Source organism: Neohoeflea coraliihabitans (genome assembly GCF_019334345.1).
GTDB classification, from domain to species: domain Bacteria; phylum Pseudomonadota; class Alphaproteobacteria; order Rhizobiales; family Rhizobiaceae; genus Pseudohoeflea; species Pseudohoeflea coraliihabitans.
This window is the reverse complement of the sequence record NZ_JAHWQX010000003.1, coordinates 634,616-651,974: the sequence shown is the minus strand read 5'-3', so window position 1 is coordinate 651,974 and position 17,359 is coordinate 634,616. Positions and strand designations below refer to the sequence as shown.

Annotated in this window: 13 protein-coding genes; 7 read left to right on the top strand and 6 right to left on the bottom strand. The window is 63.9% G+C overall.

Annotated features, from left to right (window positions below; all coding sequences use genetic code 11):
* Positions 1-106 precede the first annotated feature (106 nt).
* Both glmS and KY465_RS14130 read left to right on the top strand, forming a co-directional pair.
* On the top strand, positions 107-1,933 hold the full coding sequence (gene glmS, locus KY465_RS14135; protein ID WP_219202402.1) for a glutamine--fructose-6-phosphate transaminase (isomerizing): 1,827 nt from the start codon (positions 107-109) through the stop codon (positions 1,931-1,933).
* 119 nt (positions 1,934-2,052) lie between these two features.
* Positions 2,053-2,778 (top strand): DUF502 domain-containing protein, encoded by a 726-nt coding sequence (locus KY465_RS14130; RefSeq protein ID WP_219202400.1) that lies wholly within the window; start codon positions 2,053-2,055, stop codon positions 2,776-2,778.
* Here KY465_RS14130 and recG read toward each other — a convergent pair.
* Positions 2,764-4,881, bottom strand: coding sequence for an ATP-dependent DNA helicase RecG (gene recG / locus KY465_RS14125; RefSeq protein ID WP_219202399.1), 2,118 nt, complete (start codon positions 4,879-4,881; stop codon positions 2,764-2,766). The two genes, KY465_RS14130 and recG, sit on opposite strands and share 15 nt — an antisense overlap.
* 102 nt (positions 4,882-4,983) lie before the next feature.
* Here recG and KY465_RS14120 point away from each other — a divergent pair, with 102 nt between their 5' ends.
* Together KY465_RS14120 and mfd are read left to right on the top strand one after the other, a co-directional pair.
* The gene (locus tag KY465_RS14120; RefSeq protein WP_219202397.1) at positions 4,984-5,307 is read left to right on the top strand and encodes an FAD assembly factor SdhE; all 324 of its coding nucleotides are present in this window, start codon (positions 4,984-4,986) and stop codon (positions 5,305-5,307) included.
* Positions 5,304-8,810, top strand: a complete 3,507-nt coding sequence (gene mfd, locus KY465_RS14115; RefSeq protein ID WP_219202395.1) for a transcription-repair coupling factor — start codon at positions 5,304-5,306, stop codon at positions 8,808-8,810. Before KY465_RS14120 ends, mfd begins: the two co-directional genes overlap by 4 nt.
* A 71-nt stretch (positions 8,811-8,881) precedes the next feature.
* On the opposite strand, the gene KY465_RS14110 is transcribed toward mfd, so the two are convergent.
* From KY465_RS14110 to KY465_RS14100, 3 genes are all read right to left on the bottom strand, one after another.
* On the bottom strand, positions 8,882-9,589 hold the full coding sequence (locus KY465_RS14110) for a DsbA family oxidoreductase (protein WP_219202393.1): 708 nt from the start codon (positions 9,587-9,589) through the stop codon (positions 8,882-8,884).
* Positions 9,590-9,638: 49 nt separating this feature from the next.
* Entirely contained in the window at positions 9,639-11,444 is a 1,806-nt protein-coding gene (locus KY465_RS14105) for an extracellular solute-binding protein (protein WP_255561730.1), read from the bottom strand.
* A gap of 122 nt (positions 11,445-11,566) precedes the next feature.
* Positions 11,567-12,508 carry an aldo/keto reductase gene (locus KY465_RS14100; protein ID WP_219202392.1) on the bottom strand — a complete coding sequence of 314 codons (942 nt, stop codon included), beginning with the start codon at positions 12,506-12,508 and terminating at the stop codon, positions 11,567-11,569.
* 361 nt (positions 12,509-12,869) lie between these two features.
* Here KY465_RS14100 and KY465_RS14095 point away from each other — a divergent pair, with 361 nt between their 5' ends.
* On the top strand, positions 12,870-13,493 hold the full coding sequence (locus KY465_RS14095; RefSeq protein WP_219202390.1) for an invasion associated locus B family protein: 624 nt from the start codon (positions 12,870-12,872) through the stop codon (positions 13,491-13,493).
* A gap of 133 nt (positions 13,494-13,626) precedes the next feature.
* Here the strand turns inward: KY465_RS14095 and hspQ are convergent, their stop codons facing one another.
* Positions 13,627-13,971, bottom strand: a complete 345-nt coding sequence (hspQ, locus tag KY465_RS14090; RefSeq protein ID WP_219202389.1) for a heat shock protein HspQ — start codon at positions 13,969-13,971, stop codon at positions 13,627-13,629.
* Positions 13,972-14,148: 177 nt separating this feature from the next.
* Here hspQ and KY465_RS14085 point away from each other — a divergent pair, with 177 nt between their 5' ends.
* Positions 14,149-15,111, top strand: coding sequence for an AEC family transporter (locus tag KY465_RS14085; protein WP_219202387.1), 963 nt, complete (start codon positions 14,149-14,151; stop codon positions 15,109-15,111).
* Here KY465_RS14085 and KY465_RS14080 read toward each other — a convergent pair.
* A complete protein-coding gene (locus tag KY465_RS14080; RefSeq protein ID WP_255561678.1) occupies positions 15,079-16,326 on the bottom strand; it encodes a UbiH/UbiF family hydroxylase in 1,248 nt (415 codons plus the stop codon). The two genes, KY465_RS14085 and KY465_RS14080, sit on opposite strands and share 33 nt — an antisense overlap.
* A gap of 294 nt (positions 16,327-16,620) precedes the next feature.
* Here KY465_RS14080 and pcsA point away from each other — a divergent pair, with 294 nt between their 5' ends.
* A complete protein-coding gene (gene pcsA, locus KY465_RS14075) occupies positions 16,621-17,346 on the top strand; it encodes a phosphatidylcholine synthase (protein WP_219202796.1) in 726 nt (241 codons plus the stop codon).
* Positions 17,347-17,359 lie beyond the last annotated feature (13 nt).

Below are 17,359 nucleotides of genomic sequence, written 5' to 3'. Positions count from 1 at the left end.
TTGCTATAGCAGCATAGGCGGGGCTATAGCAGCATAGGCGGGGCTATAGCGGCACTTGCGGTACGGGCGGGCCGAAAGCGGCCAACGCTTTACGGGAGACGATGGAATGTGTGGAATTGTCGGGATCATCTCAAGCGCCGACGTCGCGCCGCGACTGATCGATGCCTTGAAACGCCTCGAATACCGCGGCTATGATTCAGCCGGCGTCGCAACCCTGCGCGACGGCCACATCGAGCGCCGCCGCGCTGAGGGGAAACTCGGCAATCTCGAGCGGCGCCTAGAAGGCGATCCGCTGCCCGGACAGATCGGCATCGCCCATACCCGCTGGGCCACGCATGGCGCCCCGACAGAAAACAATGCCCATCCGCATACGGCCGGCGATGTCGCCGTCGTCCACAACGGCATCATCGAGAATTTCGCCACTCTGCGCGAGGAGCTTGAGGCGGCTGGCGCGCAGTTTCAGACCGAGACCGACACCGAAGTTGTCGCTCAGCTGGTCTCGCGCTACCTCGCCGATGGCATGGCGCCGCGCGAGGCGGCCCGCGCCGCCCTGGCCCGCCTGGAAGGCGCCTATGCGCTCGCCCTCCTGTTTGCCGGCGATGAAGAGATGATCATCGGCGCCCGGCACGGTCCGCCGCTCGCCGTCGGGCATGGCAATGGCGAGATGTTCCTGGGCTCTGACTCCATTGCATTGGCGCCCTTCACCGATGAGATCACCTATCTCGAGGATGGAGACTGGACGGTGGTCACCCGCTCCGGCGCCGAATTCTATGATGGCGAGGGCCAGCCGGTGACGCGCAGCCGCAAGATCAGCCGCGGCGCCGCCTATGTGGTCGACAAGGGCAACCACCGCCATTTCATGGAAAAGGAAATCTACGAGCAGCCGGAGGTCGTCACGCACACTCTGGCCCATTACATCGATTTCGCGAAGGGCGAGATCAGGGACGGGGCCGACAAGCTTGATTTCGCCGCCCTCGACCGGCTCGCCATTTCCGCTTGCGGCACGGCCTATTACGCCGGGCTGATCGGCAAATACTGGTTCGAGCGCTATGCCCGCCTGCCGGTCGAGATCGATGTCGCTTCCGAGTTCCGCTATCGCGAAATGCCGCTCACCGGCAAGATGGCGGCGCTGTTTGTCTCGCAGTCCGGCGAGACCGCCGACACGCTTGCTTCGCTGCGCTATTGCAAGGGCGAGGGGGTCGCGATCGGCGCCATCGTCAATGTCGCGGAATCGACCATCGCCCGCGAAGCCGATGCGGTCTTTCCTACGCTGGCCGGTCCGGAGATCGGCGTCGCATCGACCAAGGCCTTTACGTGCCAGCTGGCCGTTCTTGCCTCACTGGCGCTCGCGGCGGCCAAGGCGCGCGGCACGCTCACGCGCGCTCAGGAGAGCGAGATGGTCCAGGCTCTGGTCGAGGGCCGGCGCATCTTCGGCGAGGTTCTGCGCTCGGTCCAGCCGCGCATCGAGCGGTTGTCGCGTGAATTGAGCCAGTACAAGGACGTGCTCTATCTCGGGCGTGGAACCAATTACCCGCTGGCCCTCGAAGGGGCGCTCAAGCTCAAGGAAATCAGTTACATCCACGCCGAAGGGTATGCCGCCGGCGAACTCAAGCACGGGCCGATTGCCCTGATCGACGAGGCGATGCCGGTGATTGTCATCGCGCCGCATGACAAGCTGTTCGAGAAGACGGCCTCGAACATGCAGGAAGTGGCAGCGCGCGGCGGACGCATCATTCTGATCACCGACGAGAAGGGCGCCCGCGCCGTCTCGCTCAAGACCATGGAAACGATCATCCTTCCGCAGGTCGCCGATATCGTCACGCCGATCCTGTATGCGCTGCCGGTGCAGCTCATCGCCTATCACACCGCCGTTTTCATGGGCACCGACGTCGATCAGCCGCGCAATCTCGCCAAATCGGTCACGGTCGAATAAATCGCTGCCAAAGCGGGCCGCTTGCTGAGCCGCAGCCCTTGTCGAACCGCCGGGCACCCCTCATATTGACAGGCGTGCGGCGGCGTCTCTCGCAGCCCGGGTCCTGACAGGCATATGACATGAGCGATAGCTTGAAAAAAACGAGCGCTGGAATGCGCTTGCGACGCTATTTCCTGACGGGACTGATCGTGGTCGCGCCGCTGGCAATCACCGCCTGGCTGACCTGGACATTCGTGCTCTGGGTCGATGGCTGGGTCAAACCCTATCTGCCCAAGGCCTATAATCCCGATTCCTATCTGCCCTTCGGTGTGCCCGGCTACGGTCTCCTCGTTGCCCTGGTGGCGCTGACGATCGTCGGGTTCCTCACCGCCAGCCTCGTCGGGCGCACGGTGCTCGGCTTTGGCGAAAGCCTGCTCAACCGCATGCCGCTGGTCCGCGTCGTCTATCGCGGTCTCAAGCAGATTTTCGAGACGGTACTGGCCGAGCAGAACAATTCCTTCAAGCGGGCGGCGCTGATCGAGTATCCGCGCAAGGGCCTCTGGTCGATCGTCTTCGTCGCCACCGAGACCAGGGGCGAGGTCGACGCGCGCATGCCGCAGCAGGAGACCATTTCGGTCTTCTTGCCGACGACGCCGAACCCGACCTCCGGATTTCTGCTGTTCGTGCCGCGCAGCGACGTCATCTTTCTCGACATGTCCGTCGAGGAGGCCGCCAAGATGGTGATCTCCGCCGGTCTCGTCGCCCCGGAGTATCCGAAGAAAATGCCGGCGGAAACACCAGGGGCCCCTGCCGCTCCGGCGCTGGCCAAAGATACCCCGCCGCGAAACGACCTAACCGGCACGTAAGAAGCGAATCGCCTCGTCGCGGCGCATCAGGTAAAGCAGCATGCGCAGGGCCGGGCCGCGTGGACCGGAGAGATCGGGATCGGCGGCAATGACATTGCGTGCGTCCGAGCGCGCCACTTCAAGCAGATCCGCATGAGCCGCCAGATTGGCAAGGCGAAATCCAGGAAGACCGGATTGCTGCGTGCCAAGCAGATCGCCTTCGCCGCGCAACCGCAGATCCTCCTCGGCGATGCGAAACCCGTCCTCGCTGTCACGCAGCACCGCCAGCCGCGCATGCGCCGTCTCGCTCAGCGGGCCGTGGTAAAGCAGGATGCAGCTTGACGCTTCCGTGCCGCGCCCGACGCGGCCGCGCAACTGATGGATCTGCGCCAGTCCGAACCGTTCGGCGTGCTCGATGACCATGATCGTCGCATCCGGCACATCGACCCCCACCTCGATCACGGTGGTCGCCACCAGCAGCCGCGTGTCACCGCGCTTGAAGCGCTCCATGGCGCGGTCCTTGTCCTCGCCGGACATCCGTCCATGCACGACATCAAGCCGCGCCGCATGCCCCGGGCCGAGGGCTTTTTTCAGGCCTTCAAACCGGCTCTCGGCGCTCATCAGATCGCTCTTGTCGCTGTCCTCGACAAGCGGACAGATCCAGTAGATTTTCCTGTCGCCATCAAGCGCGGCGCGCAAGCGCTCGACCACATCGCCGAGGCGTTCATCGGGCACGGTCACCGTGGTGATCGGCTTGCGTCCGGCGGGTTTCTCCGTCAATTGCGAGACGTCCATGTCGCCGAAAGCGGCGAGCACCAGCGTGCGCGGAATGGGCGTCGCGGTCATCACCAGCATGTGCGGCGCCTGGCCCTTGGCTGTCAGGCGCAGGCGCTGATGCACGCCGAAACGGTGCTGCTCGTCGACCACCGCATAGGTGAGGCGGTGAAAGACGACCGTGTCCTGAAAGAGTGCGTGCGTGCCGACAATGATCTGCGCTTCGCCCGAGGCGATGCGCTCCAGCGTGGCCGTGCGTTCACGGCCCTTGCTGCGCCCGGTCAGAAGATCAACCCGGATCCCGGCTGCGGCCGCAAGATCCTTCAGTGTCGCATGATGCTGCCGCGCCAGGATCTCGGTTGGCGCCATCAGCACCGCCTGGCCGCCGGCCTCGACGGCATCGGCCATGGTCAACAGCGCGACGATCGTCTTGCCGGAGCCGACATCGCCCTGCAACAGCCGGATCATGCGCGCATCGAGCCGCATGTCGGCCAGCACCTGATCGATCGCCTCGGTCTGGCTGCCGGTCAGGCCATAGGGCAGGGCACCGCGGATCTTCTCGCGCAACAGCCCCTTGGCGGCGATCGCCTGTCCCGGCAATTTGCGCAGCCGCCCCCGCACCAGGGACAGCGAGATCTGCCCGGCCAGCAATTCGTCATAGGCCAGGCGGCGCCGCGACGCGTCCTGCGGCTCGAAATCACCCGGCTCTTCGGGATGATGCAGCCGCATCACCGCGTCACCGAAGCGGGGCAGGGCCGCCTTCGCAATGAATTGCGGATCGGCCCATTCCGGCAGCACCGGCAATTGCGTCAGCGCCGCGTCGATGGCCTTGCGCAGCATTTTCGCCGACAGGCCGGCGGTCAGCGGATAGACCGGTTCGACCAGTGGCAGTTCGTCCTTGTCATCGGCCCCGACAATGTGGTCCGGATGCACCATCGACGGGCGGCCGTTGTACCAGTCCACCTTGCCGGAGACGAACACTGTCTCGCCGACCGGCAGCAGCTTCTCGAGCCATTTCTGCTGCGCCTTGAAGAACACCAGCGAGATCTCGCCGGTCTCGTCATGGGCATGCACCCGGTAGGGCACATTGCCCCGGCCGCGCGGCGCCGGCTGATGACGGTCGATCGTCAGGGACAGGGTCACGATTGTCCCCTCCGGCGCATGCGCCACGCCGGGATTGTGGCTGCGGTCGATCAGCGTGTAGGGCGCAAGCAGCAGGAGATCGATGACACGGGTGTCTTCTGGGCCGTCGCGGCCGGTCACCCGCGCCAGGGCTTCAGCCAGTTTCGGACCGATGCCGGACAGGGTATCGACGGGGCGGAACAGGGAATCGAGTTGGTGTGGGCGCATGCGCCACCATGATGCGGAAAATGCGCCGATGGCAAGGTTTGCGAGGCTGACAAGACCCGCACCTTCGGCTATGCACACGGGCGCAACCCGAAAAGGATGACGATGACCGGTACCACCCGAAGCAGTGCTGATCTGGATCCGCGCCGCCGCCGCCTCCTGGTGCGCGCCTGGCGCCGCGGAATCCGTGAAATGGACCTGATGCTCGGCGGCTTTGCCGATGCCGAGATCGACGCGCTGAGCGAGGCGGATCTGGCCGCCTTTGAAGCCCTGCTCATCGAGGATGATGCCGACATTCTCAACTGGATCACCGGCGAGAAAGCGTGCCCCGCCGATTTCGACACCGCCCTGTTCCGGCGCATCGCGGCCTATCGTCCATCCTTTGACGGCAAAGGCAATCACATCGCGGCGCGGGCCAAAGACCAATGATCGATGTCGTTCCTGTCAAACGGGTTCGCGCCGCCGCCGGACCGGTCACGCTTGCCGCCGTGCCGCCCGGCATGGACGCCTTTGTGCTCGCCGCCCTGGCGCGTCAGGGGCCGCCGCTCGCCTATCTGATTTCCGACGGCCAACGCCTCGCCGAGCTGGAGCAGAATCTGGCCTTCATCGCGCCGGATATCCCGGTGCTGACTTTGCCGGGCTGGGATTGCCTGCCCTATGACCGCGTCTCGCCCGGCGCCGAGGTCTCGGCCCGCCGCCTCGACGCTCTTGCCTCGCTGGCCGCCCTGTCGGAACAGCCGCACGGCGCCATCGTGCTGGTCACGGTCAATGCGGCGCTGCAGCGCGTGCCGCCGCAGGAGGCCATCCGCGCCCTTGGGTTTTCCGCGCGCGCCGGCGCAATTTTGAAGATGGAAGATCTGGCGGCGCGCTTCGAGCGGCTCGGATTCGAGCGCATCGCCACCGTCCGCGAAGTCGGCGAATACGCCGTTCGCGGCGGCATTCTCGATGCCTGGCTCCCCGGTGACGAGGAGCCGGTGCGGCTTGATTTCTTCGGCGACACCTTGGAAACGATCCGGCATTTCGACCCGGTGTCGCAGCGGTCCAGCGGCTCGGTCAGGGAACTGACGCTGAACGCCATGAGCGAAGTCTCGCTCGACCCGGACACGATCAGCCGTTTTCGCGCCAATTATTTGCGTCACTTCGGTGCCGCCACGCGCGATGATGCCCTGTATGTGGCGATCTCGGAAGGTCGCCGCTTTGCCGGCATGGAGCACTGGCTGCCGCTGTTTTACGACGAAATGGCCACCGTCTTTGACTATCTTGCCGGCTTTCAGCTCGTTACCGATCATGTCGTGGTCGAGGCCGCCGGCGAGCGTCACGCCCAGATCATCGATCACTATGAGGCGCGCGCCGAGCAGTTGCAAAGCCACAAGCCCGGCACGATGCAGACGGCACCTTACAAGCCGGTGCCGCCATCCGAGCTCTATCTCGATCAGGAGGCGCTCGCCGCCGCGCTCGATCAGGCCGGTGCCGTTCGCCTGTCGCCGTTCAGCGAGCCGGAAACCGGGGCGCGCCAAGTTTTCGAACTCGATGCCCGCGTCGGACCGCGCTGGGCCAGCGAAGTGGAAAGCCGCCAGGACGAAGGGCGCGTCAATCTGTTCGACAAGGCCGTCGCCCATATTGCCGACAAGCGCGCCGCCGGCGCCAGGGTGCTGATCACCGCCTGGAGCGAAGGTTCGCTCGACCGCCTGCTGCAGGTGCTTGAGGAACATGGCCTCGAGCGGGTCAAGACCATTGCCCGTCTCGATGAATTGTCGCGGCTCAAGCCGGGTCAGGCGGCCGCCGCGGTGCTGGCTCTCGAGGGCGGTTTCGAGGCTGGCGAAACCGTGGTCATCGGCGAGCAGGACATTCTCGGCGACCGTCTGGTGCGCCGCTCCCGGCGCAAGAAACGCGGCGCCGATTTCATCACCGAGGTCGCCGGCCTCGATGAAGGCGCGCTCGTCGTGCATGTCGAGCATGGCATCGGCCGTTTCGTCGGTCTGAAGACGATCGAGGTGGCCGGTGCGCCGCATGCCTGTCTCGAACTGCATTACGCCGGCAATGCCAAGCTGTTCCTGCCCGTCGAGAACATCGAACTGCTGTCGCGCTACGGCTCCGAGAGCGAAGGCGTCCAGCTCGACAAGCTCGGCGGTGTCGCCTGGCAGTCGCGCAAGGCGAAACTGAAAAAGCGCCTGCTCGATATGGCTGGCGGCCTGATCCGCCTGGCCGCCGAGCGGCACATGCGCACCGCGCCGGCCCTGATGGCGCCGGAAGGACTTTATGACGAGTTCGCGGCGCGCTTTCCCTATGACGAGACGGACGACCAGATGGCCGCCATCGACGCGGTGCGCGAAGATCTCGCAGCCGGTCAGCCGATGGACCGCCTGATTTGCGGCGATGTCGGCTTTGGCAAGACCGAAGTGGCGTTGCGCGCCGCCTTCATCGCCGCGATGAACGGGGTTCAGGTCGCCGTCGTCGTGCCGACGACGCTGCTCGCGCGCCAGCATTTCAAGACCTTCAGCGATCGTTTGCGCGGCTATCCGGTGCGCATTGTTCAGGCCTCGCGCCTGGTGGGCGCCAAGGAATTGGCGCTGACCAAGCAGGAAGTGGCCAGCGGCAAGGCCGATATCGTCATCGGCACCCACGCGCTGCTCGGCGCCAGCATCAGTTTCGCCAATCTCGGTCTCCTGATCATCGATGAGGAGCAGCATTTCGGCGTCAAGCACAAGGAGCGGCTGAAGGAACTGAAATCGGACGTGCACGTCCTGACCCTGTCCGCCACACCGATACCGCGCACATTGCAGCTGGCAATGACCGGCGTGCGCGAATTGTCGCTGATCACCACGCCGCCGGTCGACCGCATGGCGGTGCGCACCTTCATCTCGCCCTTCGATCCGCTCACCGTGCGCGAGACGCTGCTGCGCGAACATTATCGCGGCGGCCAGAGTTTCTATGTCTGCCCGCGCGTCAGCGACCTGTCGGAAGTCGCCGCCTGGCTGCGCTCGGATGTGCCGGAACTGAAGGTCGCCATCGCCCACGGCCAGATGCCGCCTGGCGAACTCGACGACATCATGAACGCCTTCTATGACGGCCAGTATGACGTGCTGTTGTCGACGACCATCGTTGAATCCGGCCTCGATGTGCCGACAGCCAACACGCTCATCGTGCACCGCGCCGACATGTTCGGCCTCGCCCAGCTCTACCAGATCCGCGGCCGCGTCGGCCGGTCGAAGGCGCGCGCCTTCGCGCTCCTGACCTTGCCGGTCAACCGTGTGCTGACGACCACCGCCGACCGCCGCCTGAAGGTCCTGCAATCGCTCGACACGCTCGGGGCCGGCTTCCAGCTGGCAAGCCACGATCTCGACATTCGCGGCGCCGGCAACCTTCTCGGCGAAGAGCAGTCCGGCCATATCAAGGAAGTCGGTTTCGAACTCTACCAGCACATGCTCGAAGAAGCGGTGGCCGAGATCAAGGGCGGTGATGAACTGGCCGATACGGGATGGTCGCCGCAAATTTCCGTCGGCACGCCGGTGATGATCCCGGAAGATTATGTGCCCGATCTGCATCTCCGGCTGGGCCTGTATCGCCGCCTCGGCGAAATCACCGATATTGCCGACATCGACGCTTTCGGAGCCGAGCTGATCGACCGCTTCGGGCCGATGCCGATCGAAGTCGAACATCTGCTGAAGATCGTCTTCATCAAGTCACTGTGCCGCAAGGCCAATGTCGAGAAGCTCGATGCCGGTCCCAAGGGTGTCGTCGTGCAATTCCGCGACGGACAGTTCCCCAATCCGTCCGGCCTGGTGCAATACATCTCCGGACAGGGCAGCCTGGCCAAAATTCGCGCCGACCAGAGCGTTTTTCTCTCACGAGACCTGCCGACCGGCGAAAAGCGCCTGGCCGGCGCTGCCGTGGTCATGAGCCGTTTTGCCGAAATTGCCCAAGCCGCCTGATCAGGCACATCGACCGGAAACCTTGGTCGGACACCGCCCGACGGCACGTTGCGGCGAAAGGATGGCGCTCGCTATTGCGGGGTGCCGGAGGCCGGTTCAGGCGCGGCGGCGGCGCGACGCAGCGCCTCGACCAGCTGTTCAGCCGGCTGCGCGCCGACCAGCGCGTATTTGCCCGCGACGATGAAACACGGCACACCCTCGATCCCGAGTTGCCGCGCCACATCGATCTCGCCTTCGACCTTGTCGCGGTCGGCCCCGTCGGCGAGTAGTTTCCTGACGATTTCCGGGTCGAGCCCGCCTTCGCTCGCCGCTTCGATGAGCGTTGCATCCTCGCCGATATTGCGCCCTTCCTCGAAATAGTAGCGGAACAGGATCGCCACCATGCGGGCCTGCGCCGCCGGCCCCTGCGATCCGGCCCAGCGGATCAGCCGATGCGCGTCGATCGTGTTCGGCGCCACCGCGATGGCCTCGAAGTCGAAGGCAATGTCCTCCTCCGCCCCGGCATTGCGCACGGCCTGATAGGCCTGGGTGGCGCGCGCCGCGCCGCCGAACTTGTCCTCGAGGTAGCGCTTGCGGTCCTTGCCCTCCTTCGGCAGGCTCGGATCGAGCTGATAGGGGCGCCAATGCACCTCGACTTCCAGTTCGCCGTCAAGGCGCTCGAGCGCCGTCTCAAGACGCTTCTTGCCGATATAGCACCACGGACACATCACGTCGGATATGACATCGACCGTCAGCGGCGCGGCCGCCTGGCCCGGGGCAGGGGTATCGGTAGAGCTCATCAAAATGTCCTTCCTTGCAATGGATTAGCGCCCGAGGCCGTGGCGACGTCTATTTCACTGACGTGTCCCACCACGCCGGGAAATAGGTGCCGTAGAGCGGCGTCATGCCACCGGGACCGGTCACCCGCTGCCAATGCGCCAGATAGCCTTCGCTCAGATGATAGGTCGGTACGACGTAGTAACCTGACAGCAGCACGCGATCGTAAGCCCGCACGGCGGCCTGGAAATCCTCCAGTTCGCGGGCGTTGAGCAGCGCATCGATCATCGCGTCGACGGCCGGATCGGCAACGCCCGCATAGTTGAACGAACCGGGTACGTCCCTGGCGGCCGAACCCCAGCGCCCGAGCTGTTCGAATCCCGGCGACAATGAGGAGGGATAGGATTTGATGATCACGTCATAATCGAATTCCTGCGAGCGCTGCTGATACTGCGCGTCATCAACCGTCCGGATTTCAACCTCGATGCCGAGCGGCGCCAGCGAGCGCTGATAGGCGATCGCCATTTTCTCCTGACCTTCGTTCTGGGTCATGATCTCGAAGGCGAGCGGCTGTCCGGACGGATCGAGCATCTTGCCCTCGCTGATGCGGTAGCCGGCCTCGACCAGCAATTCATAGGCGGCACGCTGGATGCGCCGGTCGCGCCCCGAAGCATCGCTGACCGGCAGCCGGAACGACCCGTCGAGCAGCGAAGGCTCGACCGCGTCCAGGAACGGGGCAAGCAACGCCTTTTCCGCCGCGCTGGCGGCGCGCTTGTAGCTCGACAGCATCGAGCCCTGCCAGAAACTCTCGGTCCGGGTGTAGACATTCTCGTAGAAATTCTTGTTCACCCATTCGAAATCAAACAGCATCGTCAATGCCTTGCGCACATTGCGGTCGGCGAAGGGGGGACGGCGCAGGTTGAACACGAACCCGTACATGCCCGAAGGCGTCTGCTTGTTGTAGGTCTTCTTGACGACGGCGCCCGACTTGGCCGCCGGAAAATCATAACCGCGGATCCAGTTGGTCGCCGAGCCGTCCGGATAGACGTCGAACACGCCCTTCTTGAAGGCCTCGAACTGCGTCGTTGCCGACAGGAAATATTCGATGACGATCTGGTCGAAATTGTCCTGGCCGCGCTTCACCGGCAGGTCCTTGGCCCAATACTCGTTGTTGCGCTCGAAGGTGATCCGCTCGCCCGGTTCCACCGCCGCGACCCGGTAGGGGCCACTTCCGATCGGTGGGTCCAGGCTGGACTGGTCGAAGCTGTCCACATCGGTCGCATGTTTCGGGAGGATCGGCGTCATCGACAGGATCAGCGGAAACTCGCGATTCGACTTGTCATTGAAGGTGAAGCGCACGCTGTCGACATCGATGATCTCCATCTTCTCGACCCGGTCGAGGCGCGTCGAGAAGGGCGGGCGGCCCTTGTCGCGCAGTAGCTCGAAGGTGAACACAACGTCTTCGGGCGTCACCGGCTTGCCGTCGGACCAGCGCGCCTTGGGATTGAGATTGTACTGGATGAAGGTCCGGTCCTCGTCCATCTCGACGGTTTCCGCCAGCAGACCGTACAGCGTGAAGGGTTCGCCCGCCGAGCGCATCATCAGCGGCTCATAGACAAGATTTCCGAACTCGGTATCGATGATGCCGCGCGCCGTGGTGCGCATGCTTTTCAAGATGAAAGGGTTCAGGCTGTCAAACGTGCCAACCACGCCATAGGTGATCTTGCCGCCCTTCGGCGCGCGCGGATTGGTGAACAGCAGATGCGTGAAATCGGCAGGCAGGGCCGGCTTTCCATGCATGGCGATCGCGTGGACCGGCTCGCTGCGGGCCGGCTCGCTCCCGCCGATCATCACGCCGGCGAGGACGGCACCGATCATTGTGGCAATCCGCATGCCCCTCGCGCCAATCGATCTCATCGCCATCACATCTCCCTGGGTCTGTCGAATCTCCTGCGCGACACTAGCACGGCGATTGTGGCGGCTTCCAGAATGCGCCCGCCTTAACGTCCGGCGTCGTCGAGCTGCTCAATGTCGCGTTCTGACAGTTCGATCTGAACGGCCCCCTGAACCTCTTCCAGCTGATCGAGGCTGCGGGCGCTGACGATCGGCGCCGTCACGCCGTCCTTGGCCATCAGCCAGGCCAGGGCCACTTGCGCCGGCGCCGCACGGTGGTCGGCGGCGATGGCGCGCAGCGCCGTCATCACGCGGCTGCCGCGGGCATCGAAATACTCTGCCACCCGGCCTTCGCGCGCCGCTCCGGCGACGTCTTCGCGCGAGCGGTACTTGCCGCTCAGAAAGCCCGATGCCAGCGAGAAATAGCTCACCACATCCAGCTTATGCGCTCTCACGGTGGCGGCGAGGGCACCTTCGAAATCATCCCGGTCGAGCAGATTGTATTCCGGCTGGATGATCTCGTAGGCCGGCAGATCATTGGTTTTTGCAGTTGCCAGCGCCGCCTCGATGCGGTCCGGCGAATAGTTGGAAGCGCCGATCGAGCGGACCTTGCCCGCTTTCTGCAACGTGCCGAAGGCCTCCAGTGTCTCTTCCAGCCGGACCGCCGGATCATCCTCATGTGCGAAATAGACATCGACGAAATCGGTTCTCAGCCGGCGCAGCGAATCCTCGATCGCGGTTTCGATATTGGCCGCCGACAAGCCGCGCCGATCCGCCTTCTTGGCCACCTTCGTCATCAGGATGACCTTGTTCCGGGACTTGCGTGCGGCCAGCCATTCGCCGAGAATCGCCTCGGATTCACCGCCCGAATTGCCTGTCGCCCAGGCGGAGTAGACATCGGCCGTATCGATCGTTGCAAAGCCGCGATCAAGCAGGCGGTCGAGAAGATCGAACGAGGTCTGCTTGTCCGCGGTCCAGCCGAAGACGTTGCCGCCAAATACCAGCGGCGCCGTTTGCAGTCCGTGATTTCCGAGTTTTCGCAATTGCATGCCAGGCACCTCCGTGGATTGTTGCGGCTGAATCTGTTCGCCATGCATGGTTCGTCAACGGCCGATCGGAATTTTGCGGCGCCCAAGCCTCCACCACCGCCCAACCGGCGCAAAACTCGCCGCGCGATAGGCGCCAAGTTCACCGCGCGATAGGCGTCAAGTTTTTGCAGGCCGGGACGGGGCGAGGGGTGGCTTTCGCGCTCCCATCGCGATAACACGGAGCGGGCACCGGCCTTCCTCTCGCCGTATTTGGCGAACAGAAGCGCCGCAGGATGAAAATGGCGAGGAACCGCGCCTGCCGACTTTGTGGCGCAGCGCAGGTCACCGATCGCCGGGGCGTTTGCAGGAGAATCTGATTCCCATGACACTGACTTCGAAATCCATTGCAAAGCTTGCAATTGCCGCCAGCTTTGCTGCCGCGACCTTCGCAGCGCTGCCCGCCAGCGCTCAGCAGCAGGCGGCGCCCCGCCAGGGGTGGTACAAGGTCTGCACCAAGCAGGAAGACAATGATGTCTGCATTGTGCAGAACATCATCTCGGCCCCGTCCGGTCAGCTACTGACGGCGGTGGGTCTGATCGAGGTGTCCGGCAAGGTCAATCGCAAGGTGATGCAGGTCTCCGTTCCTTCGGCGCGGATGATCCAGCCCGGCATCAATCTGCAGGTGGATGGCGGCAGCGCGCAGCGGATCGAATATTCGGTGTGCATGCCTGACAAATGCGTCGCCGAGGTGCTGCTCACCGACCAGATGATTTCCTCGTTCAAGCGCGGTGGCGAAATGGTTTTGACCTCGGTCAACTTCCAGCGCACCCCGAACCCGATCAAGATCACGCTCGAAGGCTTTACCCAGGCCTATGACGGCGAGCCGATCAAGCAGTCGGAATTGCAGGAGCGGCAACGCTTGCTGCAGGAGGAAATGTCGAAAAAGGCCGAGGCCGCCCGCAAGAAGCTCGAGGAAGCGCAGAACGCCGCCAAGCAGCAGCAGTAGCAGCTTTCACGCTTCAAAGATGAAAAGAGCCCGGAAGCCATTGGTTTCCGGGCTTTTTTCATGATCGATGCACGCTCGGCCGATGCGGCGCGGTGGCTGCGAAGAACGGCGGCTCAGTGGCTGACCTGCATGATCAGTGGCTGACAAGTTCGAGCGGCGGATAAACCCCGTTGCTCGGCGCGCCGAAGAACTCCCGCAATTGCGGGTGCCGCAGCGGGACTCCGCTGGTATCCTCGACCAGATTCTGCTCGGAGACATAAGCGACATATTCGCTCTCGTCATTTTCAGCGAGCAGATGATAAAAGGCCTGGTCTTTGCGCGGCCGCACCTGTTCGGGAATGGCATTGTACCACTCCTCGGTATTGGCAAACACCGGATCCACGTCGAATATGACGCCGCGAAACGGAAAGATGCGGTGTCGTACGACCTGACCGATCGCAAATTTGGCGGTTCTGGCTGTTATCTTGCTCTTTTCCATGCTGCAAAGATGGGCATTTCCGCCGGAAAAATCAACCTTCCGGCCCCCGCGCCGCTTGACGCTTCGCACCTGTCTCTCTAGCCACAAAGAGGCGGCACGTATGCGCAAATGCAGCAGCCCGTTGCGGCTGCAGGGGCCTGACAGGGCAGGGGCGGTCGGCGGCGAAGGGACACCCGGATGGCTGAAATCGCAGGCTTGGTTCTTCCGTTTTTCGGGCTCATCCTTCTCGGCTACGTGACCGCCCGCATCACCCGCCAGCCGGCGGCGGCCATGGGCTGGCTCAACACCTTCATCATCTACCTCGCGCTGCCGGCGCTGTTCTTCAAGCTTCTCGCGCAGACGCCCGTCGAACAGCTGGCGCGCTGGGATTTCGTTCTCACCTCGATGCTGGCGACCTATGTGATGTTCGCCATCGTCTTCGCGCTGGCCATACTTTTCCGCCGCGCCCTCATTCCCGACGCCACCGTCCAGGGACTTGCCGCCGCCTATGGCAATCTCGGTTACATGGGCCCCGGCATCGCCATCCTTGCCTTCGGCGAAAAGGCGGCGGTCCCGGTGGCGTTGATCTTCTGCTTCGAGAACATCATGCATTTCATCATCGCCCCGATGATGATGGCGCTTGCCGGCGACGACGACCGGCCCGCCGGGCGCCTGGCGCTCGACGTGCTCGCCAAAATCGCCTTTCATCCGTTCATCCTCGCCACCATGGCCGGCATCGCCGCAGCGGCGATCCAGTTCACCCCGCCGGTGCCGATCGAACGCCTGATCGACTATCTCGCCCAGGCAGCGGCGCCCTGCGCCCTGTTCGCCATGGGCGTGACACTGGCTCTCAGGCCGCTGCGCCGGGTGCCGGCGGAACTCGGATACATCGTTCCGATCAAGCTCGTCCTGCATCCGGTCCTGATGTATCTGGCCATGAGCTGGGTCGGAAACTTCGAGCCGATCTGGATCTTTACCGCAGTGCTTCTCGCCGCGCTGCCGACCGCCACCAACGTCTTCGTCATCGCCCAGCAATACGGCGTCTGGATCGAGCGTGCCTCGGCAACGGTGCTGGTGACGACAGTCGCCTCGGTGGTCACCGTGTCCACCCTGTTGTGGCTGATCACCTCAGGAACGCTGCCGGCCGACCTTTTCCCGTAGCGACTGGCGCAGCCATCGCCCCAGCGGCGGCCGCTGCCGGCGCGGTGTCAGCCCCTCGCGCATGGCGAGAATCTTCAAGGGCTGCAGCGCGCTCAACGCCGCCAGGCCGCCGGCGCGGAGCATCTGCACCGGCAGAAAATCGTTCAGCAGTGTCCGGTTGAGCAGGTCGACGCCGAATGTCCGGCTGCGCACATCGATCCGCCGTGCCCGGTCGTAAGACAGCGCCGCGGCAGGCGCTTCAGCCGGACCGCCGGCGTCGGCCAGGCGCTCGATCGCCTGCTCGATGTCGCGCAGGCCGAGATTGAGACCCTGCGCGCCGATCGGCGGAAAGGCATGACCACTCTCGCCGATCAGGAAGGTGCGCCCCCTGGCGAAATTCTCGGCGATCAGGCCCGCCATCGGGAAGGACTGCATGCCTTCTTCCACTTCCACCGCACCGAGCAGCGATGCCATCAGCGTTTCGACCCGCAAATTCAGCGCATCCGCCGGCAGCGCCATGACGGCATCGACATCATCGGGTCGCATCGTCCACACGAGGCTCGACCGGTTGCCAGGCAGCGGCACCTGGGTGAAGGGACCGGTGTCCCGGTGAAATTCTGTCGAGATGTTGTGATGCGGTAGGCGATGCTGGAAATTGAGAACGATCGCGGACTGGGGATAGCTCCAGTTGCGGGTGGCAATGCCGGCGGCCTGGCGGGCGACCGAGTTGCGACCGTCAGCCGCCAGCACGGCATCGGCGCGCACCTGGCTGCCATCGCTCAGCGTCAGGGTCACGCCGTCCTCATCCGTCTGCGCCCCAGCCAGCACATGCGGAATGCGCACGATCGCATCGCAGCCCGCAACGCGGTCGGTCGCAGCCCCGAGCAGCGCGGCGTTCGGAATGTTGTAGCCGAACGTCTCCAGATCGATCTCAGAGGCGCGGAAGGTCACCGGCGGCGCGCGAAACAGGCGCGTTGTGCCATCGATGATGCGCATCGTGCTCAACGCCGCAGCTTCCGGGGCCACGGTTTCCCAGAGCCCGTATTTGCGCAACATCGCAACCGATCCGGACAGCAACGCCGTCGTGCGCCGGTCACTTGCAGCCGCCGGAGCGAGAAAGGCGGTGCGCCATCCCTGCCGCGCCGCGGCAAGGGCGGCAAGGCTGCCCGCCAGACCGCCGCCAACCACCGCGACATCGAAATTCTCCGGCGTCTCCATGTCAGTGCCTCCGCTCATTCGCCTCGCTTGTGAAAGCCACCCGGCACATTGACGACACCTCGGCGCATTTCCACGGCATTGTTTCAGGATCTACCGCGCCGACCACGCTTTTTCCATGGCTGCGGCACGGCGAAGACCCTTTTTACCCTGCAAGCCGACCGGTCAACGCCGACGAGAGCAGCATGTTAGCGGTGGACGCCTGACCTCAATCTGCTACTTGAAGCGGGGGCAAGAAGCATCGGGCGAGGGGAAAGATCGCCTTTCTCGCTGTGCGCGCCACGCCATGCCAGTTCAGGGATCAGCAGTTTGAAGATACCGTTTTTCAAGTACCGGCGCGTTCCTTACGCCGAAATTCGGGCCTTTTCCGTGCACATCCTGACGGCCAGCGGCGCCTATCTTGCATTTCTGGCCGTGGTCGCCGCCGGTGAACAGCGCTTCATCGACATGTGGTGGTGGCTCGGCCTGGCATTGGCCGTTGACGGCGCCGATGGCCCGATCGCCCGCAAGCTGAAGGTCACTGAGGTGCTGCCGAACTGGTCCGGCGTGATGCTCGACAACGTCATCGACTACGTCACCTATGTCCTGGTGCCAGCCTACGCGCTGTACCAGAGCGGCCTGATCGGCGAACCCTATTCCTTCGTCGCTGCCGGATTGATCGTCGTCTCCAGCGCCATCTACTACGCCGATATGGGCATGAAGACCGACGAGAATTTCTTCTCCGGCTTCCCGGTGGTCTGGAACATGCTGGTCTTCAGCTTCTTTGTCATCGAGCCATCGGAAGTCACGGCCTTTGTCATCGTGCTGTTCGCGGTCTTCGCAACCTTCCTGCCGATCAATTTCCTGCATCCGGTGCGGGTGAAGCGCCTGCGGCCGCTTAATCTCGCCGTCTTCGCCATCTGGTGCATCCTCGGCGGTGCCGCACTTCTTCTGCATTTCCGCTCGCCGCTCTGGCTGCAGTGGGGCGTGACGCTGTCGGGCCTGTATCTTCTTGTCATCGGCGCCATACTCCAGCTGCTGCCGTGGCTCGGTAAAAAATAAACGGATCAAGGAG

Excerpts from the sequence above, each read along its gene's own strand:
- KY465_RS14095 (WP_219202390.1), top strand. The coding sequence starts at position 12,870 with ATGACACTGACTTCGAAATCCATTGCAAAGCTTGCAATTGCCGCCAGC.
- recG (WP_219202399.1), bottom strand. The coding sequence starts at position 4,881 with ATGCGCCCACACCAACTCGATTCCCTGTTCCGCCCCGTCGATACCCTG.
- KY465_RS14100 (WP_219202392.1), bottom strand. The coding sequence starts at position 12,508 with ATGCAATTGCGAAAACTCGGAAATCACGGACTGCAAACGGCGCCGCTG.
- KY465_RS14130 (WP_219202400.1), top strand. The coding sequence starts at position 2,053 with ATGAGCGATAGCTTGAAAAAAACGAGCGCTGGAATGCGCTTGCGACGC.
- KY465_RS14105 (WP_255561730.1), bottom strand. The coding sequence starts at position 11,444 with ATGATCGGTGCCGTCCTCGCCGGCGTGATGATCGGCGGGAGCGAGCCG.
- KY465_RS14120 (WP_219202397.1), top strand. The coding sequence starts at position 4,984 with ATGACCGGTACCACCCGAAGCAGTGCTGATCTGGATCCGCGCCGCCGC.
- mfd (WP_219202395.1), top strand. The coding sequence starts at position 5,304 with ATGATCGATGTCGTTCCTGTCAAACGGGTTCGCGCCGCCGCCGGACCG.
- KY465_RS14085 (WP_219202387.1), top strand. The coding sequence starts at position 14,149 with ATGGCTGAAATCGCAGGCTTGGTTCTTCCGTTTTTCGGGCTCATCCTT.
- glmS (WP_219202402.1), top strand. The coding sequence starts at position 107 with ATGTGTGGAATTGTCGGGATCATCTCAAGCGCCGACGTCGCGCCGCGA.
- hspQ (WP_219202389.1), bottom strand. The coding sequence starts at position 13,971 with ATGGAAAAGAGCAAGATAACAGCCAGAACCGCCAAATTTGCGATCGGT.
- KY465_RS14110 (WP_219202393.1), bottom strand. The coding sequence starts at position 9,589 with ATGAGCTCTACCGATACCCCTGCCCCGGGCCAGGCGGCCGCGCCGCTG.
- KY465_RS14080 (WP_255561678.1), bottom strand. The coding sequence starts at position 16,326 with ATGAGCGGAGGCACTGACATGGAGACGCCGGAGAATTTCGATGTCGCG.